General features: G+C 70.6%; 23 protein-coding genes. 10 read left to right on the top strand and 13 right to left on the bottom strand.

Annotation, left to right across the window (positions count from 1 at the left end):
- The first annotated feature begins 140 nt into the window (after positions 1 to 140).
- The gene (locus tag ACWEFB_RS04655; RefSeq protein ID WP_326556282.1) at positions 141 to 923 is read left to right on the top strand and encodes a DUF4097 family beta strand repeat-containing protein; all 783 of its coding nucleotides are present in this window, start codon (positions 141 to 143) and stop codon (positions 921 to 923) included.
- A 6-nt stretch (positions 924 to 929) separates the two neighbouring features.
- Here the strand turns inward: ACWEFB_RS04655 and ACWEFB_RS04650 are convergent, their stop codons facing one another.
- Entirely contained in the window at positions 930 to 2,069 is a 1,140-nt protein-coding gene (locus ACWEFB_RS04650; RefSeq protein WP_452282228.1) for an acyltransferase family protein, read from the bottom strand.
- 313 nt (positions 2,070 to 2,382) lie between these two features.
- On the opposite strand from ACWEFB_RS04650, the gene ACWEFB_RS04645 reads away from it, so the two are divergent.
- Genes ACWEFB_RS04645 through ACWEFB_RS04635 form a run of 3 tightly spaced genes read left to right on the top strand, consistent with a single transcriptional unit; the run spans position 2,383 to position 3,535 of the window.
- A complete protein-coding gene (locus ACWEFB_RS04645) occupies positions 2,383 to 2,964 on the top strand; it encodes a type II toxin-antitoxin system antitoxin SocA domain-containing protein (protein ID WP_452282772.1) in 582 nt (193 codons plus the stop codon).
- A complete protein-coding gene (locus ACWEFB_RS04640) occupies positions 2,957 to 3,223 on the top strand; it encodes a Fic/DOC family protein (protein WP_452282226.1) in 267 nt (88 codons plus the stop codon). Before ACWEFB_RS04645 ends, ACWEFB_RS04640 begins: the two co-directional genes overlap by 8 nt.
- 21 nt (positions 3,224 to 3,244) lie before the next feature.
- The gene (locus tag ACWEFB_RS04635) at positions 3,245 to 3,535 is read left to right on the top strand and encodes a Fic family protein (protein ID WP_452282224.1); all 291 of its coding nucleotides are present in this window, start codon (positions 3,245 to 3,247) and stop codon (positions 3,533 to 3,535) included.
- 34 nt (positions 3,536 to 3,569) lie between these two features.
- Here ACWEFB_RS04635 and ACWEFB_RS04630 read toward each other — a convergent pair whose 3' ends face one another.
- From ACWEFB_RS04630 to ACWEFB_RS04600, 7 genes are all read right to left on the bottom strand, one after another.
- Positions 3,570 to 3,995, bottom strand: a complete 426-nt coding sequence (locus ACWEFB_RS04630; RefSeq protein WP_452282222.1) for a carboxymuconolactone decarboxylase family protein — start codon at positions 3,993 to 3,995, stop codon at positions 3,570 to 3,572.
- A 93-nt stretch (positions 3,996 to 4,088) separates the two neighbouring features.
- Positions 4,089 to 5,012 (bottom strand): GTPase Era, encoded by a 924-nt coding sequence (gene era, locus ACWEFB_RS04625; protein WP_452282770.1) that lies wholly within the window; start codon positions 5,010 to 5,012, stop codon positions 4,089 to 4,091.
- A gap of 8 nt (positions 5,013 to 5,020) precedes the next feature.
- Complete coding sequence (locus ACWEFB_RS04620) at positions 5,021 to 5,422, bottom strand: cytidine deaminase (RefSeq protein ID WP_452282220.1); 402 nt, start codon at positions 5,420 to 5,422, stop codon at positions 5,021 to 5,023.
- Complete coding sequence (locus tag ACWEFB_RS04615; RefSeq protein ID WP_452282218.1) at positions 5,415 to 6,845, bottom strand: hemolysin family protein; 1,431 nt, start codon at positions 6,843 to 6,845, stop codon at positions 5,415 to 5,417. The genes ACWEFB_RS04620 and ACWEFB_RS04615 overlap by 8 nt, the downstream gene beginning before the upstream one ends.
- On the bottom strand, positions 6,845 to 7,312 hold the full coding sequence (gene ybeY / locus ACWEFB_RS04610) for an rRNA maturation RNase YbeY (RefSeq protein ID WP_326556276.1): 468 nt from the start codon (positions 7,310 to 7,312) through the stop codon (positions 6,845 to 6,847). The genes ACWEFB_RS04615 and ybeY overlap by 1 nt, the downstream gene beginning before the upstream one ends.
- A gap of 33 nt (positions 7,313 to 7,345) precedes the next feature.
- Complete coding sequence (locus ACWEFB_RS04605; protein WP_326556275.1) at positions 7,346 to 8,404, bottom strand: PhoH family protein; 1,059 nt, start codon at positions 8,402 to 8,404, stop codon at positions 7,346 to 7,348.
- 148 nt (positions 8,405 to 8,552) lie between these two features.
- A complete protein-coding gene (locus ACWEFB_RS04600; protein ID WP_452282215.1) occupies positions 8,553 to 9,962 on the bottom strand; it encodes a serine hydrolase in 1,410 nt (469 codons plus the stop codon).
- Between the two features lie 205 nt (positions 9,963 to 10,167).
- Here ACWEFB_RS04600 and ACWEFB_RS04595 point away from each other — a divergent pair, with 205 nt between their 5' ends.
- Both ACWEFB_RS04595 and ACWEFB_RS04590 read left to right on the top strand, forming a co-directional pair.
- The gene (locus ACWEFB_RS04595) at positions 10,168 to 11,109 is read left to right on the top strand and encodes an RNA polymerase sigma factor (RefSeq protein ID WP_452282213.1); all 942 of its coding nucleotides are present in this window, start codon (positions 10,168 to 10,170) and stop codon (positions 11,107 to 11,109) included.
- 108 nt (positions 11,110 to 11,217) lie between these two features.
- On the top strand, positions 11,218 to 12,081 hold the full coding sequence (locus ACWEFB_RS04590) for an alpha/beta fold hydrolase (RefSeq protein WP_452282211.1): 864 nt from the start codon (positions 11,218 to 11,220) through the stop codon (positions 12,079 to 12,081).
- Here ACWEFB_RS04590 and ACWEFB_RS04585 read toward each other — a convergent pair whose 3' ends face one another.
- The gene (locus ACWEFB_RS04585) at positions 12,082 to 12,441 is read right to left on the bottom strand and encodes a histidine triad nucleotide-binding protein (protein ID WP_442791976.1); all 360 of its coding nucleotides are present in this window, start codon (positions 12,439 to 12,441) and stop codon (positions 12,082 to 12,084) included.
- 22 nt (positions 12,442 to 12,463) lie between these two features.
- Here ACWEFB_RS04585 and ACWEFB_RS04580 point away from each other — a divergent pair, with 22 nt between their 5' ends.
- A complete protein-coding gene (locus tag ACWEFB_RS04580; RefSeq protein ID WP_442791975.1) occupies positions 12,464 to 13,219 on the top strand; it encodes an SDR family NAD(P)-dependent oxidoreductase in 756 nt (251 codons plus the stop codon).
- 148 nt (positions 13,220 to 13,367) lie between these two features.
- Positions 13,368 to 15,812, top strand: a complete 2,445-nt coding sequence (locus tag ACWEFB_RS04575) for a beta-glucosidase (RefSeq protein WP_452282208.1) — start codon at positions 13,368 to 13,370, stop codon at positions 15,810 to 15,812.
- A 10-nt stretch (positions 15,813 to 15,822) separates the two neighbouring features.
- Here ACWEFB_RS04575 and ACWEFB_RS04570 read toward each other — a convergent pair whose 3' ends face one another.
- From ACWEFB_RS04570 to hrcA, 3 genes are all read right to left on the bottom strand, one after another.
- Entirely contained in the window at positions 15,823 to 16,557 is a 735-nt protein-coding gene (locus ACWEFB_RS04570) for a 16S rRNA (uracil(1498)-N(3))-methyltransferase (protein ID WP_452282206.1), read from the bottom strand.
- A gap of 145 nt (positions 16,558 to 16,702) precedes the next feature.
- Positions 16,703 to 17,836, bottom strand: a complete 1,134-nt coding sequence (dnaJ, locus tag ACWEFB_RS04565; RefSeq protein WP_452282768.1) for a molecular chaperone DnaJ — start codon at positions 17,834 to 17,836, stop codon at positions 16,703 to 16,705.
- 100 nt (positions 17,837 to 17,936) lie between these two features.
- A complete protein-coding gene (hrcA, locus tag ACWEFB_RS04560; RefSeq protein WP_326556264.1) occupies positions 17,937 to 18,959 on the bottom strand; it encodes a heat-inducible transcriptional repressor HrcA in 1,023 nt (340 codons plus the stop codon).
- Positions 18,960 to 19,210: 251 nt separating this feature from the next.
- Between hrcA and ACWEFB_RS04555 the strand changes: the two genes are divergently transcribed.
- Positions 19,211 to 19,885: a DUF4870 domain-containing protein gene (locus tag ACWEFB_RS04555; protein ID WP_452282203.1), complete on the top strand. Its 675-nt coding sequence runs from the start codon at positions 19,211 to 19,213 to the stop codon at positions 19,883 to 19,885.
- Positions 19,886 to 19,958: 73 nt separating this feature from the next.
- Here the strand turns inward: ACWEFB_RS04555 and hemW are convergent, their stop codons facing one another.
- The gene (gene hemW / locus ACWEFB_RS04550; protein WP_452282201.1) at positions 19,959 to 21,179 is read right to left on the bottom strand and encodes a radical SAM family heme chaperone HemW; all 1,221 of its coding nucleotides are present in this window, start codon (positions 21,177 to 21,179) and stop codon (positions 19,959 to 19,961) included.
- Positions 21,180 to 21,196: 17 nt separating this feature from the next.
- Here hemW and ACWEFB_RS04545 point away from each other — a divergent pair, with 17 nt between their 5' ends.
- Entirely contained in the window at positions 21,197 to 21,982 is a 786-nt protein-coding gene (locus ACWEFB_RS04545) for an enoyl-CoA hydratase family protein (RefSeq protein ID WP_326556261.1), read from the top strand.
- Positions 21,983 to 22,122: the final 140 nt, after the last annotated feature.

Raw genomic sequence — 22,122 nt, 5'->3', positions numbered from 1 at the left:
TTCTCCCCTGCCCCCGGTCCTCCCCCGCACACCCGGGTCGGATCGGTGTGACCCTGAGTGCGTTCTCAGGGTCTTCTCCGGGACGGATGCGTGGCTTCTCCCTGATGTCCGGATGGCCGCCGGCTCCTAGCCTCGTCTGTATGACCACGTTCCGGATCGTCACCGCCGTCACGGCGGGCGCGCTCACTCTGGGCATCCTGGCCGGCTGCGACGGTTTCTCGATGGGGCAGCGGCGGCTCGACTTCGACCAGACCGAAGAAGTCAAGATCACCAAGATCGCGGTGGCGCCGGGCTCCGGTGACGTCGTGGTGTCGACGGCGGCGGTGTCCGACGTACGGATCAAGCGGGTGGTCCGGTACTGGGGGTCCGAGCCCGGCTCCACGTACGTGATCGAGGGCACCGAACTGCGGATCGACACCGACTGCGGGTCCCGGTGCGGTGTCTCGTACGAGATCGTCGCCCCGACCGGGGTCTCGGTCAACGGGGAGAACGGCTCCGGGGACATCGAGTTGACCGATGTCGGTGACGTCGACGTGAAGGTCGGCTCCGGGGACATCACCCTGATCGGCGCGACCGGCACGGTCCGGGCGCAGACCGGTTCGGGCGACATCGACCTCAGCCGGGTCGGCACCGCGGCGACCGTACGCACCGGTTCGGGGTCGGTGAACGGGCACGGTCTCGGCGGTACGGTCGACGCCACCACCGGTTCCGGCGACATCGTCCTGACCCTGGACACGGCGGGCTCGGTGAACGCCCGCGCGTCCAGCGGCTCGATCGAGCTGACCGTACCGGCCGGGGCGTACCGGGTCCGGTCAACGACCTCGTCCGGCACGGCCCGCTCGGAGCTGGCCGACGACCCGACCGCCACCAACCGGCTCGACCTGGAGACCGGCAGCGGGGACATCACGATCACTCCCCGCTGATCCGGTTCACTCCCCGCCGGCCCGGTTCACCGCCCCGATCCGGTCCCCGCTCTCCGGCGGGCGGGCCGGTCCACTCCGGTCCCCGGACCCGCGCCCGTTCCGCTGGGTCGGAATCGCCGGGCGGGCCGGACTCGGTTGCGCGCTACCCGCCTCGCCACCGGGCAGCAGGGCGGTACGGCGACGCGCGGCGAGATCCTCCATCCACCCGAAGAGCGCGGTGGCCAGTGCGACCAGGGTGGTGACCACAATCAGCCGTACGGTGACCCCGGTGGTGTCGGTCAGGCTCCAGCCGGCTCGCACCATCAGTGCCGTCAGGCCGATCACGATCGGCATGTGCCAGAGGTAGACCGTCAGCGCCCGCCGGTTGAGCACCGTCACCGCCCGGCTGAAGATCTCGTTGCGGTCCACCCAGGCGGCACCCGCCGGGGCGAGCCCGAGCAGCAGCAGGGTGAACCCGGCGGACCAGAGCCCGTTGCCGAGCCGGATGTCGTTCAGGTCGAACCCGCGCGGGCCCGGATGGGTGAAGATCCATGCGGCGCCGAGAGCGGCGAGCGTACCGGCGACCGGGATCAGCACCCGCCGGGAGAGCCGCCGCAGCATCCCGTCGTGGTGCGCGAAGCCGATCAGCCACGCTCCGAAGTAGAGCCCGAAGTCGCGGAGCACGTTCGGTGCGCTCGGGAACCCGAACTCCACCACGACCAGCAGCACGTACGGCGCCGCCAGGGTGGGCAGCGGGAAGCGCCGGAACAGCCAGAGGGCCAGCGGTGACACCAGTACGAACCAGAGGTAGTCGCGCAGGTACCAGATGGCGCTCAACGCGAGCGCGCCCCAGCCGTTGCTCGGCGGGTCGGCGATCGGTGCGACCCAGAGCAGCAGCCGCCAGTTCACCGGCAACCCGGTGAGCAGCATGGCCGGTACGAAGAACGCGGCGAGCAGCCAGAGCGACGGAAGCAGGCGGCGTAACCGGCGACCCACCGCCCCGACACCGGAACGGTCGAGGGAGGCTGCCATCAGCGATCCGGCGAGGGCGAACATCACCGACATCGCGGGAAACGCGATGGTCAGGAACGCCCAACCGGTGGTGTGGTAGACGACAACTCGGATGATTGCCAGAAAACGGAGGAGATCTACGTATCTGTTTCGCATCAGCCTGCATCTGAACCGGGGCGACGGGGGGCGTACGTTTTCCTACCCTGCCGGTCCACCGTTCGAACGATGCACGGGGTGTCCCACAGGTGAACAATCCCATAGGATTCGGCTATATCACCTAGAAGCGATCGCGTGTATGCGCACCGGACGCCCACGCGGGAGCCTGGAGCCCGATCGAACATATGTTCTAGAATGGCGTTGGGTTCCGGAGCTGAACTGGAACGGCGCGCCCCAACGGACCGGGATTCAGGCGCCAACACCAGCCGGAGACTCGTCTACGCTGGTTGAGAGGAGGTGCCCATTGGCCAACGTGCATGACGTCGCGGCTGCCGTCATCGATCGACTCGGCGTGATGACGGCGATGAAGCTCGAGAAGCTCGTCTACTACTGCCAGTGCTGGCACCTCGCGCACTACGGCCACCCCCTGTTCGAGGAGCCGATCGAAGCCTGGCGCCAGGGACCGGTGGTGCCGGAGCTGTACCAACGGCATCGAGGGCGACAGCAGATCCGAGATTGGCCGGACGGTGACCCCACGATGTTGAGTCCGGACGAGCGGTCGTCCGTGGAGTGGGTGGCGGCCAACTACGGGAAGTTCTCCGCGATCGAACTCTCGCAGATGACCCACAACGAGCTGCCGTGGCGGGCCGCCCGGGTGGGTCTGCCGGACAACGCCCGGTCGAACGCGCCACTCGGTCGGGAACTCATCCAGAACTTCTACGCGCGACAGCGCGCCGATCCGGAGACAGCGGTGGCCCTGGCAACGTCCAGCGCCGCACTCGAAGGCATCGCGCTGGACGAGGAATGGCAGGACAAACTACGCGACGTCGCGACAGGAGAGATGTCCGCGGATCAGTTGATCGCCGAAGAGATCGCGCGCTTCCGAGGTGCATGACCCGTACTGCTGGCCGGGCACCTCCTGCCTGAAGAACGTGCTCGGCATCCGCGACGCGGAGCAACTCGCCCTACTGGAGGCTCGGCTCGTGAGCGTCCGTGACGTGGAAATCGCGCGGAAGACGATTCCGGGGGACTTCAACCTGGAACACTTGAAGGCCTTCCACCGAGCCCTGTTCGGTGATCTCTACGAGCGGGCCGGCGAAACCCGTACGGTCGACATCACCAAGGCCGACTCCCGGTTCTGCCACTGGCGATAAGTGGACGACGAGGTGCGATCCGTGCTCTCGGAGCTGTCGAACGACAGCCACTTCCTCGGCCTGAACCGCAGGACCTTCATCGAGTCACTGGCTCACCTCTACGGCGAGTTGAACGCGCGTCATCCGTTCCGGGAGGGCAACGGAAGGTCGGTACGGGCGTTCCTCAGGCAGCTCGGTGCAGCCGCCGGATACCAGCTCGACTGGTCCGAGCTGAGCGCGGACGACAACATCGAGGCCTGTCGGGTGAACCTGGCCACTGCCGACACGAAGTTGCTAGTGGAGGTCCTGACGCCGGTGGTTCGACAGATCTGAGCTGCGTACGGCTTCAGTCTTTACCGGGAGCACATCACGGTTGGGTTTTGACCGGGAGCAGGCCCCGATCGGCGAAGACCTTCTTGGCCACGGCGGTGGCGTTCAACGCCCTGGGCATTCCGCAGTAGACCGCGGAGTGCAGCAGTGCCTCGATGATCTCTTCGGGGGTGAGCCCGACGTTGAGGGAGGCGTTGACATGCACCTCCAGTTGGGGCTCGCAGCCGCCGAGGGCGGTGAGCATGCCGAGGGTGACCAGTTGCCGGTCCCGGGGAGCCAGTCCGGGACGCTGGTACATGTCCCCGAACGCCCAGGCGACGACCTGGTGGCCGAGTTCGGGCGAGACGTCGGCGAGGGAGTCGATGACCTTCTGGCCGACTTCGCCGTCAATCTCGGTGAGCACCCTCATGCCACGGTCGAAGCGGTCCTGCCTGGTCTCTGCGGTGGTGCCCTGGTCGGTCATCGTGTTTCCGTTCTCTGCCGCTCGGTGAGCAGATGTTCGTAGTAATCGGGCACCGCGCAGGCGCCGGCAGGGCGGGCGTTGCCCGCTGCGGGGCTAGAAGCCGAGCTTGCGCAACTGCCTCGGGTCCCGCTGCCAGTCCTTCGCCACCCGTACGTGCAGGTCGAGGTAGACCCGGCTGCCGAGCAGTTCCTCGATCTGCTGCCGGGCCCGGGTGCCGACGTCCTTGAGCCGGCTGGCCTGGTGACCGATCACGATCGCCTTCTGGCTGGGCCGTTCCACGTAGACGTCGGCGTAGATCCGGATCAGCTTGTCCTCGGGGACCATCTCCTCGACCACCACCGCGATCGAGTGCGGCAGTTCGTCGCGTACGCCCTCCAGCGCCGCCTCCCGGATCAGCTCGGCGACCAGCACCTGCTCCGGTTCGTCGGTGAGCATGTCGTCGGGGTAGAGCTGCGGCGACGGCGGCAGGTAGCCGGTCATCACGTCGACCAGGGTGTCGACCTGGTGTCCGGAGACCGCGCTGACCGGGACCACGGCCGCGAACTCGCCCATGTCGTTGACCGCGAGCAACTGCTCGGCCAGCCGCTTCTTGTCGACCAGGTCGGTCTTGGTGACCACGGCGATCACGCTGGCCTTCAGCTCGGCCAGCTCGCCGGTGATGAACCGGTCGCCGCGTCCGACCGGCTCGTTCGCCGGCACGCAGAGGCCGATCACGTCGACCTCGCTCCAGGTGGACCGGACCAGGTCGTTGAGGCGCTCGCCGAGCAGCGTACGGGGGCGGTGCAGGCCGGGGGTGTCGACCAGGACGAGCTGGGCCTCCGGCCGGTGCAGTACGGCCCGGATGACGTGCCGGGTGGTCTGCGGCTTGCTGGAGGTGATGGCGATCTTCTGTCCGACGATCGCGTTGGTCAGGGTCGACTTGCCGGCGTTGGGCCGTCCGACGAAGCAGGCGAAGCCCGCCCGGTACGGCTGGCCGTTGGTCCCGTCCGCCCCCCGGATCCCGCGCGGGGTCGGCATCCGGCCGCTCACGCGAGCACCGTGCCGAGCAGGGTGCCGTTCGGGGCGGCCACGTGGATCGGCGCCTCGGCGGCCAGGTCGCGTACGGCGGCGTGTCCGGCACCGTCGAGGGTCGACGCCTCGGTGACAACCGCGGCGGCCTCCAGGCGGCTGGCACCGGCGGCAGCCGCGGAGGCGACCGCCAACTGGAGGGCGGTGATGGTCAGCGAGGGCAGGCTGACGCTGGCCGCGGCGTACGTCCTGCCGTCCTGGTCGCGTACGGCCGCTCCTTCCACCGCGCCGATCCGGGCGCGGGCGCCCCGGGCCAGGACGACCAGCTTGGCGTCCTCGGCGCTCAACTCGGCGGGCACGTCGGCGGAGCCGATCGGCCCGGCCGGTGCGGCGGCGGATACGGCGTACGACTCAGGCATCAGCGGGTTGCCTCTCCTCGGATCGGTCTTGTTTCTGCTTCTGGGACTTGCTCTGTTCGGGGTTCCGGCGGGACTCGCGGTCGCCGCCGTCGCTCCGGTTCGCCGGGTCGTCCTTGTCGCCGGTGGCGAGCCGGCTGACCAGCACCGAGTCGATCCGGTTGCGCCGCCCGGTGGTGCCCTCGGCGATGAGTCGCAGGCCACCGAGTTCGGCGGCGGCACCCGGGATGGGCACCCGACCGAGGGCCTGGGCGAGCAGGCCGCCGACGGTCTCGACCTCGTCGGCGGGAAGTTCCACGTCGAAGATCTCACCGAGGTCCTCGACCGGGAGCCGGGCGGTGACCCGTACGTCGCCGCCGTCGAGGCGTTGCACCGGCGGGCGTTCCACGTCGTACTCGTCGGTTATCTCGCCGACGATCTCCTCGAGGATGTCCTCGATGGTGACCAGGCCACCGGTGCCGCCGTACTCGTCCACGACGATCACCAGGTGGGTACGGGCGGCCTGCATCTCGGAGAGCAGGTCGTCCACCGGCTTGGACTCCGGTACGAAGGTCGCCTCGCGCATCAGGTCGGAGACCGGGACCTCCTCGGCGGCCGGGTCACCGCCCTGGGTGCGCCGGATCAGGTCCTTGAGGTAGAGGACGCCGAGGACGTCGTCGACGCTCTCCCCGATCACCGGGATCCGGGAGAAACCGGAGCGGAGGAACAGCAGCATCGCCTGCGGCGGCTTCTTGTGCGCCTCGATCCACACCATTTCGGTACGCGGGACCATCACCTCGCGGGCGATGGTGTCACCGAGGGCGAAGACCGAGTGGATCATCTGCCGTTCGCCGTGCTCGACCACGCCCCGCTGCTCGGCCAGGTCGACCAGCTCGCGCAGCTCCACCTGGGTCGCGAACGGACCCTCGCGGAAGCCCCGTCCGGGGGTGACCGCGTTGCCGATCAGGATCAGCAGCGAGGCGAGCGGGTTCAGGGCCCGGCCCAGCCACCGCACCAGCGGCGCGCTCGCCCGGCCGACCGCGTACGCGTGCTGCCGGCCGATGGTGCGCGGCGCGACGCCGACGACCACGAAGCTGACCACGGTCATCGCACCGGCGGTGACCAGTGCCGCCCGCCAGCCAGCACCGAAGGTGTCGACCGCGACGAGGGCGACCAGGGTGGTCGCGGTCAGTTCGCAGAGCAGTCGCAGCAACAGCAACAGGTTCAGGTGCCGGACCGCGTCGGCGGCGACGATCTGGAGCGTACGCGCGCCGCGTGCCCCGTCCCGGGCCAGCTCACCGGCACGGGCCGGGGAGACCGCGGCGAGCGCGGCCTCGGTCATCGCGAAGAGCCCGGCGAGCACCACCAGGGCGGCACCGAAGAACAGGAGTTGCAGATCGGGCAGGCCGGCGGCGGTGGCGCCGGCGGCGGCTAAGTGGTCCGGCATCACTGGGCCCGCGCTGCTCGCCAACCGGAGAGGAGCTTGGCCTGCAGTGCGAACATCTCGCGCTCCTCCTCCGGCTCCGCGTGGTCGTAACCGAGCAGGTGCAGCACCCCGTGCACGGTGAGCAGGTGCAGCTCGTCGGCGGCGGAGTGGCCGGCGGTGGCCGCCTGCTTGGCCGCCACCTCGGGGCAGAGGACGATGTCGCCGAGCAACGCCGGCTCACCGCCGCTGACCTCGCCGGGGCCGTGGTCGACGCTGCCCTCGTCCATCGGGAAGGCGAGTACGTCGGTCGGACCGTCCCCGCCCATCCAACGGTGGTTCAGCTCCGCCATGTACTCGATGTCGACGAGCAGCACCGACAGCTCGGCGAGGGGGTTGACCCCCATCTCGTCCAGGGCGTAGCGGGCGACGGCGAGCACCGCGTCGGTATCGACCTCGGCGCCCGACTCGTTGGCGATCTCGATGGACAACTTGTTCCCCTGCTGCTCTCTTGGGCTGCTGGTCTAGCGGCGCCGGCTGGCGCGGCCACCCTGTGCGGTAGTTCCGGGCACGGCGTGCACGCCCTGGGCCTGCTTCGCCTCCCGCTCGGCGTCCCACCGGGCGTAGGCGTCGACGATGTCGCCGACCAGTCGGTGCCGTACGACGTCCGAGCTGGCGAGCTGGGCGAAGTGGACGTCCTCCACGTTCGCCAGGATGTCGCGTACGACCCGCAGGCCGCTGGTGGTGCCGCCGGGCAGGTCGACCTGGGTGATGTCACCGGTCACCACGATCCGGGAACCGAACCCGAGTCGGGTGAGGAACATCTTCATCTGCTCGGGCGTGGTGTTCTGCGCCTCGTCCAGGATGATGAACGCGTCGTTGAGCGTACGACCGCGCATGTACGCGAGCGGCGCGACCTCGATCGTCCCGGCCTGCATCAGCTTCGGGATCGAGTCCGGGTCGAGCATGTCGTGCAGCGCGTCGTAGAGCGGGCGCAGGTACGGGTCGATCTTCTCGAAGAGGGTGCCGGGCAGGAAGCCCAGCCGCTCCCCCGCCTCGACCGCCGGCCGGGTCAGGATGATCCGGTTGACCTGCTTGGCCTGGAGCGCCTGGACGGCCTTTGCCATGGCGAGGTAGGTCTTGCCGGTACCGGCGGGGCCGATGCCGAAGACGATGGTGTGCCCGTCGATCGAGTCGACGTAGCGCTTCTGCCCGAGCGTTTTGGGGCGGATGGTCCGCCCGCGCCGGGACAGGATGTTGAGGGTCAGCACCTCGGCGGGGCGCTCGGCGGTGCCCTGTTCGAGCATGCCGACGGTACGCCGGACGGCGTCGACGGTCAGGGTCTCGCCCTTCTCGATCAGCTCGAGCAACTCGGTGAAGAGCCGCTCGGCGAGCGCGTTGTCGGCCGGGGCGCCGGTGATGGTGATCTCGTTGCCCCGTACGTGTACGTCGCTGTTGATCGAGCGCTCGACCAGGCGGAGAACCTCGTCTCCGGGCCCGAGCAGGTTAACCATGATCTGCGAGTCCGGAACGGTGATCCTGGTCTGCACCCGGGCCTGGCCGGGCGGTGGGGTACCGGTCATAGGTCGGGCCCGGCGGGCCCCACGCCACCTGCTCTCGATCTCATGGCCGCGCCCTGGTGGCGCAGCGTACGGACGACTTTCCCATCGTATCTGCTCAACGCCGACAGGGCGCCGCCCATTTCCCCACCTGGCGCCACACCTGTCGACGTCACGGCTGACGTTCGGTGACGGCCCGGAAGTCGAAGCCGTCGAAGGTCTCCTGGGACCGGGTGAACCGGTACGTCGCCCAGTGCATTCGTACCACCGTGCCCCGATCGTCCCTGGTCAGCCGGAGCAGTTCACCCGTCTCCCGCCCGGAGACCGTACGCAGCACGTCCGGGCGGTCCGGCAGCGGGACGAAGATCGACGGGGGCCATCCGGCCGGGGCGTCGGCACCCCGGGCCTGGAGGGTTCCGTCGTGCCAGCCGAAGACGTACTCGTATCCCTCGCCCCACCAGCGGCCGAGCATGCCCCGGTAACGCTCGGGAGCGGGCTCGCCGGGTGCCCAGGCGACGATCTCGGCCGGGTCGTCGGCGACGGCGGCGTCGAGGAGGCGGTGCGGCAGGTCCAGGATCGCGCTGGCCGTACCGGACGAGGCGAGCACCGCGGCACCCATCGCGCCTGGCGTACCGGGTCCGCCCCGGCGGCCGTAGACGGCGGCCAGGAAGCCGGGCATGGCGCCGTCGTGCCCCACGTGCACCACCCGCCGCGCCGCCCCGGTCACCGGGTCCGGCTGCGGGACCATGATCAGCCCGAGCCCGAAGGTGCGGTGCCAGAGCGTCTGGTCGGTGACCGTGAGCGGCCAGCGCATCTCGTCCAGGGTGTCGGGCCGCAGCACCGCGCCCGCCGGGTCGACCCCGGCGGGGTCGGCCAGGAAGGCGCCCCACCGGGCCATGTCCGGCGCGGTGCTCCAGAGCTGTGCGGCCGGGGCGACCGCGCCGAAGTCGGTGGGCGGCTCGGGGTGGGCGTGGTCGGAGTAGGTGTCGACCAGGAATCCGGTCGCGGCGGTCGGTGCCGGGACGAGCGTGGTCGCGGACAGGCCGAGCGGGTTCAGCACCCGGTCGGCCAGCACCTCGGCCCAGGTGCCGCCGCGCAGCCGGGCGACCGCGTGGCCGAGCAGGGCCAGCCCGAGGTTGGAGTAGTGGTAGCGACGGGCCGGCGGGAGCACCCGCTCGGCCCGGTCCAGCTCGGCCAGGAGTTCGTCCACGGCGGGCGCGCGCAGGGTGTCCCAGACGTCGCCGTACGGCTCGCGTTGCAGCCCGGCGGTGTGCGAGAGCAACCGGCGTACGGTCAGCTCGCCGTGCGCGGGCAGGTCGAGGTGGGTCCCGATGGGGTCGTCCAGGTCGAGCAGGCCGTCGTCGCGGGCCTGCATCACCAGTACGGCGGTGAAGGTCTTGGTCACCGAGCCGATCCGGAACGGGGTCTGCGGACCGAGCGGGGCGTTGTTGCCGGTCCCGCCGACGGCCAGGGTCCAGAGCGGCCGGTCGGCCCGGTGCAGTGCCACCGAGAGCGCCGGCACCCGCTCCTCCGCCTGGACCTGCCGGGTCATCCGCGTCAGTCGCCGGCCCACCTCGGTCATCGACCCCAACCCTCCGCCGCCGCCGTCAAGATCACGCTGATGATATCGGCGGACCGGCCGGGAGCACACCAGCCAGGCGTTATCTACTCCGGGTAGCGTTGGACCCGCAGAACGATCACCCACAGTCAATTTCGCACGTGGTCGAACTTTCCGGACCGCTCCCGCATCCAGTCCCGGAAGAGGTGTGCGAGAGAAGGAGACAGGTGTGGTTTCCACCCCGGAGTCCGATGCCGACCTGGTACGGGCCGCCCAGTCCGGCGATCCGACCGCGCTCGGGCTACTGGTGTCGCGGCACCAGGCGGGCATGCAGGCGGTGGCGTTGAGCCTGCTCGGTTACGGACCGGACGCCGAGGACGTGGTGCAGGACGCCGTCCTGGTCGCGCTGAGCCGGATCGGGGAACTGCGCGACCCGTCGGCGGTCGGCCCGTGGCTGCGGGCGGTCGTACGCAACGGTGCCCGGATGCGGCTGCGCCGCTCGCGTACGGTCCCGGTGGCCGATCTGGAAGCACTGGCCCTGCCGGCCGCCGACCCCACCCCGGAGGACCTGCTGGAGGGCCGGTCGATGCGGGACTGGGTCTGGCACGCAATGGGACAGTTGTCCGAGCCTGTCCGCCTGGTGACCATGTTGAGGTATTTCAGCGACGTATCGTCGTACGACCAGATCGCCGCCCTCTGCGGGATCCCGGTCGGGACCGTACGCAGCCGGTTGAGCCAGGCCAGGAGCAAGCTCGCCACCGCCCTGCACGAGACGGCGAGCCTGGCCCACGACGACGCCGCCGCGCTGACCGCCGCCCGCCGACGCGAGGCGGAGGAGGCGCTGGTGACCGCCGGCCGGGGCGAGTTCTCCGACTTCGTACGGGACCACTGGACACCCGACGCCCAGTTCGTCGCCCCGGACGGTCAGGTGGCCGGCGGTCGCGAGTTCGCGGTCCGGGCGATGGACCGTGACCTCTCCGCGGGCGTACGGCAACGGATCACCAACGTCGCGGCCAGCGGCGACGTGATGATCTGGGAGGCGGACCTGATCAGCCCTCCGGACGACCCGACCCACTGCCCGCCCGGCGCCGTCTGGCTGCACACCCTGCACGAGGGGCGCACCGCACGGATGCGGCTGTTCCACCCCCAGCCGGCACTGGCCGCCGCCTGACCGGAGAATTTCACGCCAGCAGGTCGAACTTTTCCGCCACTGCGGCATCTCGTAGCGACAGCTCAGGCTCGCCTTCGTCAGGCCACAGTTCGGGGAGAGTTACCTCCAATGGGTTCCACCATCACCGCCGGCACGCACGAGATCGACATCGACGGCGTACGGCAGGTCTACCACGTCGCCGGCACCGGACCGGTCTGCATCGTGCACTCCGGCGGCCCGGGGATCGAATGGGCGTACCTGCGGATGCCCACGCTCGAAGAGCACCTGACCATGGTCTACTTGGAGCCGGTCGGCACCGGGGCGTCGGGTCAGCTCGCCGACCCCCGCGACTACCGTCTCGACACCTACTCCCGGTTCCTGCGCGGGGTGGTCGAACACCTCGACCAGGAACGGGTGCTCCTGCTCGGGCACTCACACGGCGGGTTCGTGATCCAGCGCTACGCCCTGGACCACCCCGACCGGGTCGCCGGCCTCATCCTGTACGACACCTCGCCGGTCACCGGCCCCGAGTTCTGGGCCGAGGCGATGGCGGGTGTCCAGCGTTTCGTCGAGCGGCACCCCGACCGTCCGGAGGCGGCGGACGTGGCCGTGGCGTTCCAGGAGACGCCGACCGAGCCGGACGACAACTGGGTCAGCACCAAGTTGCAGCGGATCCTGCCGGTCTACTTCGCCGACTACTGGGGCCGCGAGGCCGAGTACGCACCGATGCGCGCCGCCGTACGTGGATGGCTCGGCCCGCAACTCGGTGAGGAGCCAACCCCGTTCGACGTACGCGACCAGCTCGGGTCGGTCACCGCACCGTCCCTGGTCATCGTCGGTGAGCACGACTTCATCTGCGGTACGCGGTGGGCCACCATGCTGCACGACGGCATCCCCGGCTCCCGGCACGTCCTGCTCACCGACAGCGGCCACTTCGGCCACCTCGAACAGCCCGAGGAGTTCACCCGCGCCATCGTGGAATTCGCCGGCTGATCAGCCGGCCAGCATCGGGCCGAGTGGGGCGCCGCCGAGCAGGTGCGCGTGGGCGTGGAAAACCTCCTGGCCGCCCCACTGCCCGGTGTTGAAGATCAACCGGAAGCCGTCCAGGGTCAGCCCCTCCTGCTCTGCCACGGTCGCCGCCGTCTCCAGCAGCGCGCCCGCCAACTCCGGGTCGGCCTGGGCCAGCGTCGCCACATCCACGAAGTGCTCCTTCGGGATCACCAGGATGTGCACCGGCGCCTTCGGGGAGATGTCGCGGAAGGCGAGCATCGTGTCGGTCTCCCGGACCACGGTCGCCGGGATCTCGCCGGCCACGATCCGGCAGAACAAGCAGTCAGTCTCCACCCACGGCATGGTATGCCTCCGGGGGATGATGATGGGCGTGACAGGACGAGCGGTACTGGTGACCGGGGCCTCCCGGGGAGTCGGACGGGCGGTGGCGACCGCGTTCGCCGAGGGCGGGGACCGGGTGGCGATCCACCACCGGGAGTCCGCCGAACTGGCCGAACAACTCGCGGCGGCGCTGCCCGGCACCGCCCACGTCGTGGTCCAGGCCGACCTGACCAACCCCGAAGCCGTACGCCGGATGGTCGACGACGCCGCTGCCCGGCTCGGCGGACTCGACGTGCTGGTCAACAACGCCGGGCAGTCCACCCCGCACCCGATCACCGAAACCACGTACGAGCAGTGGCAGCAGCACTGGCGACAGACCATCGACCTGAACCTGGTCGGGGCGGCCAACGTCACCTGGTGCGCGGTCCAGCACCTACGGGCACGGGGCGGCGGCCGGATCGTCAACGTCTCCTCCCGGGGCGCCTTCCGGGGCGAGCCGAACCACCCCGCGTACGGCGCCAGCAAGGCCGCACTGAACTCCCTCAGCCAGTCGCTCGCGGTGGCACTGGCCCCGTACGGCATCGCGGTCGCCGCCGTCGCGCCCGGCTTCGTCGAACCGGACCTGACCAACGAACACATCAAGGTCCCCCGCAACGAGGCCATGCGGGCACAGAGCCCGTTCAACCGGGTCGCCCGCCCCGAGGAGATCGCCGCCGCCGTCCACTGGCTGGCCTCCCCCGCAGCCGAATGGGCCTCCGGCACCATCATCGACCTCAACGGCGCCTCGTACCTCCGCTGACGAAGACCCCGGCCGTTGATCATGAAGTTAGCGCGTCCGTAGCGCCGAATCTCTGCGCTAACTTCATGATCAACCCTGTGGCGGGTGGGTGCGGGGATGGTCGATCGCTGGCAGGATCGATTGGGATCGAACTTCAGGGGGCGGTGGGGTGACGGCAGCGGCGACAGCTTCGGTGAGCGAGGCGGCGATCGAGGGGGCGTTGGGCGTGCTCGACCTGGAGGCGAAGGTACGGCTGCTGTCCGGTCAGGACTGGTGGACCCTCCCCGCGCTCCCCGAGATCGGGTTGCGATCGCTGGTGATGTCCGACGGGCCGATCGGCGTACGCGGGATCGGGTGGGCGCCGGACGATCCGTCGGTGGCGCTGCCGAGCCCGACCGCGCTCGCCGCGACCTGGGATCCGGAGCTGGCCAGGGAAGCCGGTCGGCTGCTCGGGCAGGAGGCGCGGCGCAAGGGCGTACACGTGCTGTTGGCGCCGACGGTCAACCTGCACCGCAGCCCGCTCGGCGGCCGGCACTTCGAGTGCTACTCCGAGGATCCGCTGCTCACCGGCGAGATCGGCGCCGGGTACGTCACCGGGGTACAGGACCAGGGCGTCGGCACCACGGTCAAGCACTTCGTCGCCAACGACTCCGAAACCGACCGGTTCACCGTCGACGTACGGGTGTCGGAACGAGCCCTGCACGAGCTGTACCTTGCCCCGTTCGAGCGGATCGTGGCCGCCGGGGCGTGGGGCGTGATGGCCGCGTACAACGGGGTCAACGGCTCCACCATGACAGAGCACGCCGAGCTGCAGCACGGGTTGTTGAAGGAGCGATGGGGCTTCGACGGGTTCATCGTCTCCGACTGGACCGCCGCCCGGTCAGCGGTGGGCACCGCCAACGGCGGGCTCGACGTGGTGATGCCCGCACACGGTGACCCGTGGGGACCGGAGCTGGTCGCCGCCGTACGCGCCGGCCGGGTCGCCCAGGACGTGATCGACGACAAGGTACGGCGGGTCCTGCGCCTCGCCGCGCGGGTGGGCCTGCTCGACGGCGTACCCCCGGCGGTGGAACCGGCCGACCGGCCGGCGCCGCTGCACGGCCCGGACGTGGCGCGTCACATCGCGACCCGCTCGTTCGTGCTCGCCCGCAACGAGGGGGTGGTGCTGCCGCTGAACCGGGCCACGCTGCGGCGGGTCGCGGTCTCCGGTGCGCTCGCCACCGACGCCCGGATCCTCGGCGGTGGCAGCGCCCAGGTCGTCCCGGAGCGGATCGTCTCCCCGCTGGCCGGGCTGACCGCCGCGCTGCCCGACGCCGAGGTCACGTACACGATCGGCGCCGATCCCCGGCCGAAGCTGGCGGCGGCCACCGGCGCACAGTGGTCCCCGATCACCGCGACCCTGCGCGGAGCCGGCGGCGAGGTGCTCTACCGGGCCGAACTCGGCACCGCGATCGTCCGGTGGATGGGCGGCCTGCCCGACGGGGTCGACCCGGCGGACCTGGCCTCGGTGGAGCTGACCGCCCGCCACACCCCGCGAACCGGGGGCGAGCACCAGCTTTCGATCGACGGGTTCGGGATGTTCAACCTCACCGTCGCCGGCACCGGGATCTTCGACGGGTCGGTCTTCGACGAGAACCAGGACCCGACGGTCACGTTCTTCGCCCCGGTCGAACGGCGTTTCCCGATCACCATGCGCGAAGGCGAACCGGTCGAGGTGACGCTCACCCTGCAGGTGGTCGAGGGGATGGCCGGCTTCGTGCAGTTCGCCCTCGGTCACGCCGAACCGACCGCCGACGCCGACGAACTGCTCGACGCGGCGGCCCGCGCCGCCGCCGAGGCGGACGTCGCGGTCGTGGTGGTCGGCACCACCGAGCAGGTCGAGTCGGAAGGCTTCGACCGGACCACCCTGGCCCTGCCCGGCCGCCAGGACGAACTCGTGACCAGGGTCGCGGCGGCCAATCCGCGTACGGTCGTCGTGGTCAACGCCGGCTCACCGGTCCTGATGCCGTGGGCCGACGAGGTGGCGGCGATCCTGCTCACCTGGTTCCCCGGGCAGGAGGCCGGTGCCGCGCTCGCCGACGTACTGCTCGGTGGGGCCGAACCCGGTGGGCGACTGCCGACCACCTGGCCCCGGCACGCCGACGACGTACCGGTGCTCTCCACCACCCCGGTCGACGGCAAACTCGACTACGACGAGGGCGTGTTCATCGGCTACCGGGGGTGGCGGGCCGACCCGCTGTTCCCGTTCGGCCACGGCCTCGGCTACACCACCTGGTCGTACGAGTCGCTGACCGTCGAACCCGACTCCAGCGATGATGGCCTGGTCGCGGTGGTGACGTTGCGCAACAGCGGGACGCGTACCGGGCGTGAGGTGGTGCAGGTCTACGTCGGTCCGGGCGAGCCGGACCCGGAGCGACCGACCCGGCAACTCGCCGGCTTCGCCACGGTCACCGCCGCACCCGACGAGACGATCACCGTATGGGTGCCGCTGGCCGCCCGTACGACCCAGATCTGGGCCGGTCAGTGGTCCACCGTCCCCGGTCGCTACACCGTCGAGGCGGCCCGGGGCGTCGCCGACGTACGCCTGACCGCCACGGTCGACGTCACCGGGTAGGCCGGGCCTTCTACCAGCGCCCGAGTCGGGCCGACAGGACGGCGAGTGCCGCCACCCCTGCGGTCGACGTACGCAACACCGCCGGACCGAGTCGTACCGCCCGCGCACCGGCGGACTCGAACGCCGCCACCTCGGCCGGGGTGATGCCACCCTCCGGCCCCACGACCAGCACGATCTCCCCGGTCGACGGCAGGTCGACAGCGGAAAGACCGACCGTCGCCTCCTCGTGCAGCACAAAACCGGCCGCCGCCCCGGTGATCCGGTCCACCACCCGCCCGGTCGACTCGTCAGGTGCTCCGGCCACCACCGGCAACCACGGTCGGCGGGCCTGCTTGGCCGCCTCCCGCGCGGTCGCCACCCACTTCTCCCTGGCCCGGCCGCCCCGCTCGCCGCGCCACTGCACCACCGAACGGGACGCCGCCCAGGGCACGATCTCGTCCACCCCGACCTCGGTCATCGCCTGTACGGCCAACTCGCCCCGGTCCCCCTTGGCGATCCCCTGGACCACCACGAGTCGCGGGTCGGGCGCGTCGGCGTACGCGAAAGAGGACACCCGAAGCTCCAGGGTGCCCCGGCCGACGGCGGTCACCGACGCGGCGGCCGTGCCGCCCTTCCCGTCGGCGAGCAGCAACTCCTCGCCGACCCGCAACCGCTGCACGGTGGCCGCGTGATGCCCCTCCGCCCCACCGAGCGTGAACGACTCCCCCGCAGGCAGGGCTTCCACCAGAAACAACGGCACCGACACGCCCACAGGCTAACCGCCCGCCCCGCCCCGCTCACCGCCCCCGCTCGCCCAGCGATGGCCCCTCTTGTAGAGAAAGAGTGGCTACCCCCGAAGGAATAGCCACTCTTTCTCTACAAGTGCGCGAACCAAGGGCCCGACGGGGGGCTCAGTGGCCGTTGAAGGCGTCTCGCATGCGGGAGAAGAAGCCGCCCTGTTTGCTCAGCTCGGCGACCTCCTCGCCTCTGGTCTTGGCGAAGTCGCGGAGCATGCGTTCCTGGTCGGCGTCGAGCTTGGTCGGCGTACGCACGTCCAGGTGGACGAAGAGGTCACCCCGTCCGGTGCCGCGCAGGTGCGGTACGCCACGGGCGCGCAGCCGCAGCGTGCTGCCCGGTTGGGTGCCCGGCTTCACGTCGACCGGTTCGTCGCTGTCCAGCGTCTTGATGGTGAGCCGGGTGCCCAGCGCCGCCGCCGTCATCGGCACGGTGACCCGGCAGTGCAGGTCGTCGCCCTTGCGGGAGTAGACGTCGTGGGTGCGTTCGTGGATCTCGACGTAGAGGTCACCGGCGGTTCCGCCGCCGGGGCCGACCTCACCCTGCTGGGCGAGCCGGATCCGCATGCCGTCCTCGACCCCGGCTGGGATCTTGACGGTCAGCGACCGGCGGGTACGGACCCGCCCGTCACCGGCGCAGGTCGGGCAGGGGTGCGGGATGACGGTGCCGTAGCCCTGGCAGACGGTGCACGGCCGGGACGAGACGACCTGGCCGAGGAACGTCCGCTGGACCGACTGGACCTCGCCCCGCCCACCGCACGCCTCGCAGGTGGCGAGGTGGGTGCCGGTGGCGGTGCCCGCACCGGCGCAGGTGGTGCAGAGTACGGCGGTGTCGACGGTGATCGGCGCCTCGACGCCGAACGCCGTCTCGTTCAGGTCGAGTTCGAGACGCAGGATGGCGTCGGCACCCGGACGGGTACGTGGACGGGGCCCACGGCTGCCGCCCGCGGCACCGAAGAACGCGTCCATGATGTCCTGGAAGCCGACGAACGGGCCGGCTCCGCCGGGTCCGGCGCCACCGCCGCCACCGCCGGGGGCCAACGGGTCCCCGCCGAGGTCGACGATCTGCCGTTTCTGGTCGTCGGAGAGGACCTCGTAGGCGGCGTTGATGTCCTTGAACTTCTCGTGCGCCTCCGGATCCGGATTGACGTCCGGATGGAACTGCCGCGCCAGCTTGCGGTAGGCGCGCTTGATCTCGTCGTCGGAGGCCTCCCGGCTGACGCCGAGAATCCCGTAGTAGTCCTTGGCCACTGTGTTCCGTGTCCCCATGTCAGTCGTGCCGTCCGCCGGTGTCGTCAGGTCAGCTTGTTGATCAGTTCCGTACCGGTGCCGCCCGCTGCACCGTTGCCCGTCAGTTCTGTGCCAGTAGGTCGCCCACGTATCGGGCGACGGCGCGTACGGTCGCGATGGTGCCGGGGTAGTCCATCCGGGTCGGCCCGAGCACCCCGAGCCCGCCGAGGATGTTGCTGCCGGTGCCGTACCCGGTGCTCACCACCGAGGTGGCGCGCAGGTTGTCGATCTCATTTTCGTCGCCGATCCGAATTCGGAGCGTACTGGGTTCGACCTCGCCGAAGAGCTTGAGCAGGATGACCTCTTCCTCCAGCGCCTCCAGAATCGGTCGCAGCGAGCCCTGGAAGTCGAGCAGCCCGCCTCGGGTCAGGTTGGCCGTGCCGGCGAGGGCGATCCGTTCCTCGTGTCGCTCGACGAGGGTTTCCAGCAGGACGGTCGCCAGCGTCGCCATGGCCGGACGCAGGTCGGGTGTGACCTCGTCGACCAGTGCCTGGACCAGCGGCGGGGTGTCGGAGAGCCGGCTGCCGACGAGCTTCTCGTTGATCAGTCGGCGCAGGTCGGTCACGTCGTCGGCGAGCAGCGGCGCGGGCATCTCGACCAGGCGCTGTTCGACCCGACCGGTGTCGGCGATCATGACGAACATGAGCCGGGTGGTGGAGATCGGCACCAGTTCCAGGTGGCGCACGGACGAACGGGCCAGGCTCGGGTACTGCACCACGGCGACCTGCCGGGTGAGCTGGGCGAGCAGCCGGACCGTACGGTGCACCACGTCGTCGAGGTCGACGGCGCCGACCAGGAAACGTTCGATGGCCCGGCGCTCGGCCGGGGTGAGCGGCTTGACCCGGGAGAGGCGGTCGACGAACAGTCGGTAACCGCGGTCGGTGGGCACCCGGCCGGCACTGGTGTGCGGCTGCCGGATGTAGCCCTCTTCTTCGAGCACGGCCATGTCGTTACGGACGGTGGCCGGTGAAACGCCCAGTTGGTGCCGCTCGACCAGGGCCTTGCTGCCGACCGGCTCCTGGGTGGAAACGTAGTCCTCCACGATCGCGCGCAGCACGTCGAGCTTGCGGTCGTCGAGACCCATCCTCACCTCCCTGCGACCGGGTCGGTGCGAGCACCCGGCCCACCAGTCTGGCACTCGACTGTAACGAGTGCCAGTCTACGACGTGGGCCCGACCGGTTGCGATGATCAATCGCGAGCCCGGCCGGAGATCTTGAGTGATCTGGTGGACGGTAACCGACCCCCTGTCGGCATAACAGCTTCAGTCGGCAATTGTCCAGTGAAGTCACTCGTGGTAGTTGGCGTCGTTTGATCGATACCCCTACCGTGACCCCATGACTGAACCACCCCGCCCTCCCGGAGAGGGCGGCCCCGGCGGTTACCCGCCGCCGGAACCGCCGACCACTCCGTTCACGTCGCCGGGCTCGTACTCGAGTCCGGACGAGGCGCCCCCGCCCGGTTACGGGCCGCCCCCGGCCGCCCCGCAGTACGGCGCGCCGAGCGCACCCCCGCCGGCCGGCGGCTACCCCCCGCCCGGCGGCTATCCCCCTCCGGGTGGCTACCCCCCGCCGGGTGCCTACCCGCCGCCCGCCGACGGTGGCTACCCGCCGCCCGGTGGCTACAACCCCGGTGGTTATCCCCCGGGCGCCGGCTATCCGGGCGGCGCGGCCCCGACCGGGTACGCGAACAGCGACGAGAAGACCTGGGCCCTGATCGCGCACTTCGGCGGCATCATCGTCGGGTTCATCGCCCCGTTGATCGCGCTGCTCGCCAAGGGCAACGAGTCGCCGACCGTACGGGTGCACGCGGTCGAGGCGCTGAACTTCCAGATCACCTGGGCGGTCGCCACGCTGATCGCGGTCATCTTGAGTGTCTGCTCGTTCGGAATCCTCTTCTTCCTGCCCTTCATCACCTGGATCGTGATCATCGTGTTCTCGATCCTCGGCGGTCTGAAGGCGAACGGAGGCTCGGTTTACCGGTACCCGATGACGTACCGCCTGGTGAAGTAACCATCACTCAGGGATGATCCGCTGGCTCGGGGCGGTCCGGACCGGCCCGAGCCAGCGCCCGCCCGACCGGGGGTCAGGGCAGCAGGTCGCGTACCACGGCGTCGGCGAGCAGCCGGCCCCGCAGGGTCAGCACCGCCCGGCCGGCCGCGTACTCGGGACGGCTCAGCAGACCGTCGGCCAGGGCCCGTTCCGCGCCGACCCGACCGGCATCGTCGAGCCCGGCCAACGGCAGTCCCGAGTCCAGGCGCAGCCGCAGCATCACGTCCTCCACGTGCTGATCGTCCCCGGTGAGCAGTTCCCGGGCGTGGCCGGGAGACTCACCGGCGGCCAGGCGGGACGCGTACGCGGTGGGGTGTTTGACGTTCCACCAGCGCACGCCGCCGACGTGGCTGTGCGCCCCCGGCCCGAGGCCCCACCAGTCCCCGCCGGTCCAGTAGAGCAGGTTGTGCCGGCACCGGGCGTCGGCGGTGCGGGCCCAGTTGGAAACCTCGTACCAGGAGAAACCGGCCGCGCCGAGGGCTGCCTCCGCGGCCAGGTAGCGGTCCGCCGCCACGTCGTCACTGGGGTACGGCAGCTCGCCGCGCCGCATCCGACCGGCCAGCCGGGTGCCGTCCTCCACGATCAGGGCGTACGCGCTGACGTGGTCCACCCCCGCCTCGGTCACCGCGGCCAGCGACGCGGCGAAGTCGTCGGCGGTCTCGCCCGGCGTCCCGTAGATCAGGTCCAGGTTCACGTGGTCGAAGCCGGCGTCACGCGCCTCCAGGGCGGCCTGGACCGCCCGACCGGGGGTGTGCCTGCGGTCGAGCAGGGCGAGCACCCCGGCGGCGGCGGACTGCATGCCCAGGGAGATCCGGGTGTAACCGGCGGCCCGCAGCGTCTTGAGCGACTCCGGGGTCACCGACTCCGGGTTGGCCTCGGTGGTGACCTCGGCGTCGGCGGCCAGCCCCCAGGTCCGGTCGATTCCGTCCAGGATCCGGGCCAGTTCGTCGGCGGGCAGCAGGGTCGGGGTGCCGCCGCCGACGAACACGGTGTCCACCCGGCGCGGCGGGGCCTCGCCCAGCACCCGCCCGGCCAACGCCAGCTCGGCCAGCACCGAATCGGCGTACCCGTCCCGGCCGCCACCACCGAGTTCGGTGGCGGTGTACGTGTTGAAGTCGCAGTATCCGCACCGGCTGGCGCAGAAGGGCACGTGCACGTAGACCCCGAACCCCCTGTCGCCGACTGCGGTCAGGGCGGTACGGGGCAGCGAACCGTCAGCGGGTACGGGTTCACCTTCGGGGAGGACGCCGGGCATGCGACTAGTGTGCCGGCATGACCGCAGCCCCCGACACGCTCGTCCGGGTGTCGACCGCACCCGGGGTGACCACGCTCACGCTGGACAGCCCGCACAACCGCAACGCGCTCTCCACCCCGCTGATGACCCAGCTCCTCGCCGCACTGGACGACGCTGTGACAGACGACACAGTACGCGCGGTGGTCCTGTCACACACCGGGCCGGTGTTCTGCTCCGGTGCCGACCTGAAGGAGACCGCGGCGGCGTTCAGCACCGGCGCGGTGCCGGCCGGCAAGCTCGGCGACGTACTCGCCGCGGTCCGGGAGTGCCCGAAACCGGTCGTCGCCCGGGTGGGCGGGCCGGCGCGCGCGGGTGGGCTGGGGCTGATCGCCGCCGCCGACATCGCCGTCTGTACGTCCGAGGCGACCTTCGCCTTCACCGAGGTACGGATCGGGGTGATCCCGGCCGTGATCTCCGCGACCGTTCTGCCCCGGTTGCAGCCCCGGGCCGCCGCCGAGCTCTACCTGACCGGTGAGACCTTCGACGGGGACCGGGCCGAGCGGATCGGGCTGGTCAGCCGGGCGGTGCCGGCGGACGCGCTGGACGAGACCGTGGCCGCGTACTGTGCGGCGCTGGTCCGGGGGGCACCCGGCGCCCTGGCCGGGACCAAGGAGCTGCTGCGTCGACCGGCCGCCACGGACCTGCGGGCCGAACTCGCCGAACTCGGTGCCCTGTCGACCCGGTACTTCCTCTCCGAGGAGGGACGAGAGGGAATCCTCGCGTTCCGCGAGAAACGGCCCGCTCGTTGGGTACCCGGGGCCTGAGCAGCAACGCCCGATGTCAGGCGCCGGTACGGAACCGGTGAAGGACCGATGAGCACAGGATTACCGGGAAAACAAGGCTGGCCGAGAGTACGGAGTCGGGACGTACGCTAGGCCCTGTTCGCCGATCATCCCCGGCCCGC

Source organism: Micromonospora sp. NPDC004704, assembly GCF_053601675.1.
This window is presented reverse-complemented; position numbering and strand designations above follow the sequence as displayed.

Bases quoted from the DNA above. Each gene is read 5' to 3' on its own strand.
- ACWEFB_RS04655 (WP_326556282.1), top strand. From the start codon at position 141: ATGACCACGTTCCGGATCGTCACCGCCGTCACGGCGGGCGCGCTCACT.
- ACWEFB_RS04650 (WP_452282228.1), bottom strand. From the start codon at position 2,069: ATGCGAAACAGATACGTAGATCTCCTCCGTTTTCTGGCAATCATCCGA.
- ACWEFB_RS04630 (WP_452282222.1), bottom strand. From the start codon at position 3,995: ATGACCGACCAGGGCACCACCGCAGAGACCAGGCAGGACCGCTTCGAC.
- era (WP_452282770.1), bottom strand. From the start codon at position 5,012: ATGCCGACCCCGCGCGGGATCCGGGGGGCGGACGGGACCAACGGCCAG.
- ACWEFB_RS04620 (WP_452282220.1), bottom strand. From the start codon at position 5,422: ATGCCTGAGTCGTACGCCGTATCCGCCGCCGCACCGGCCGGGCCGATC.
- ACWEFB_RS04615 (WP_452282218.1), bottom strand. From the start codon at position 6,845: ATGCCGGACCACTTAGCCGCCGCCGGCGCCACCGCCGCCGGCCTGCCC.
- ACWEFB_RS04605 (WP_326556275.1), bottom strand. From the start codon at position 8,404: ATGACCGGTACCCCACCGCCCGGCCAGGCCCGGGTGCAGACCAGGATC.
- ACWEFB_RS04600 (WP_452282215.1), bottom strand. From the start codon at position 9,962: ATGACCGAGGTGGGCCGGCGACTGACGCGGATGACCCGGCAGGTCCAG.
- ACWEFB_RS04590 (WP_452282211.1), top strand. From the start codon at position 11,218: ATGGGTTCCACCATCACCGCCGGCACGCACGAGATCGACATCGACGGC.
- ACWEFB_RS04585 (WP_442791976.1), bottom strand. From the start codon at position 12,441: ATGCCGTGGGTGGAGACTGACTGCTTGTTCTGCCGGATCGTGGCCGGC.
- ACWEFB_RS04580 (WP_442791975.1), top strand. From the start codon at position 12,464: ATGGGCGTGACAGGACGAGCGGTACTGGTGACCGGGGCCTCCCGGGGA.
- hrcA (WP_326556264.1), bottom strand. From the start codon at position 18,959: ATGGGTCTCGACGACCGCAAGCTCGACGTGCTGCGCGCGATCGTGGAG.
- ACWEFB_RS04555 (WP_452282203.1), top strand. From the start codon at position 19,211: ATGACTGAACCACCCCGCCCTCCCGGAGAGGGCGGCCCCGGCGGTTAC.
- hemW (WP_452282201.1), bottom strand. From the start codon at position 21,179: ATGCCCGGCGTCCTCCCCGAAGGTGAACCCGTACCCGCTGACGGTTCG.
- ACWEFB_RS04545 (WP_326556261.1), top strand. From the start codon at position 21,197: ATGACCGCAGCCCCCGACACGCTCGTCCGGGTGTCGACCGCACCCGGG.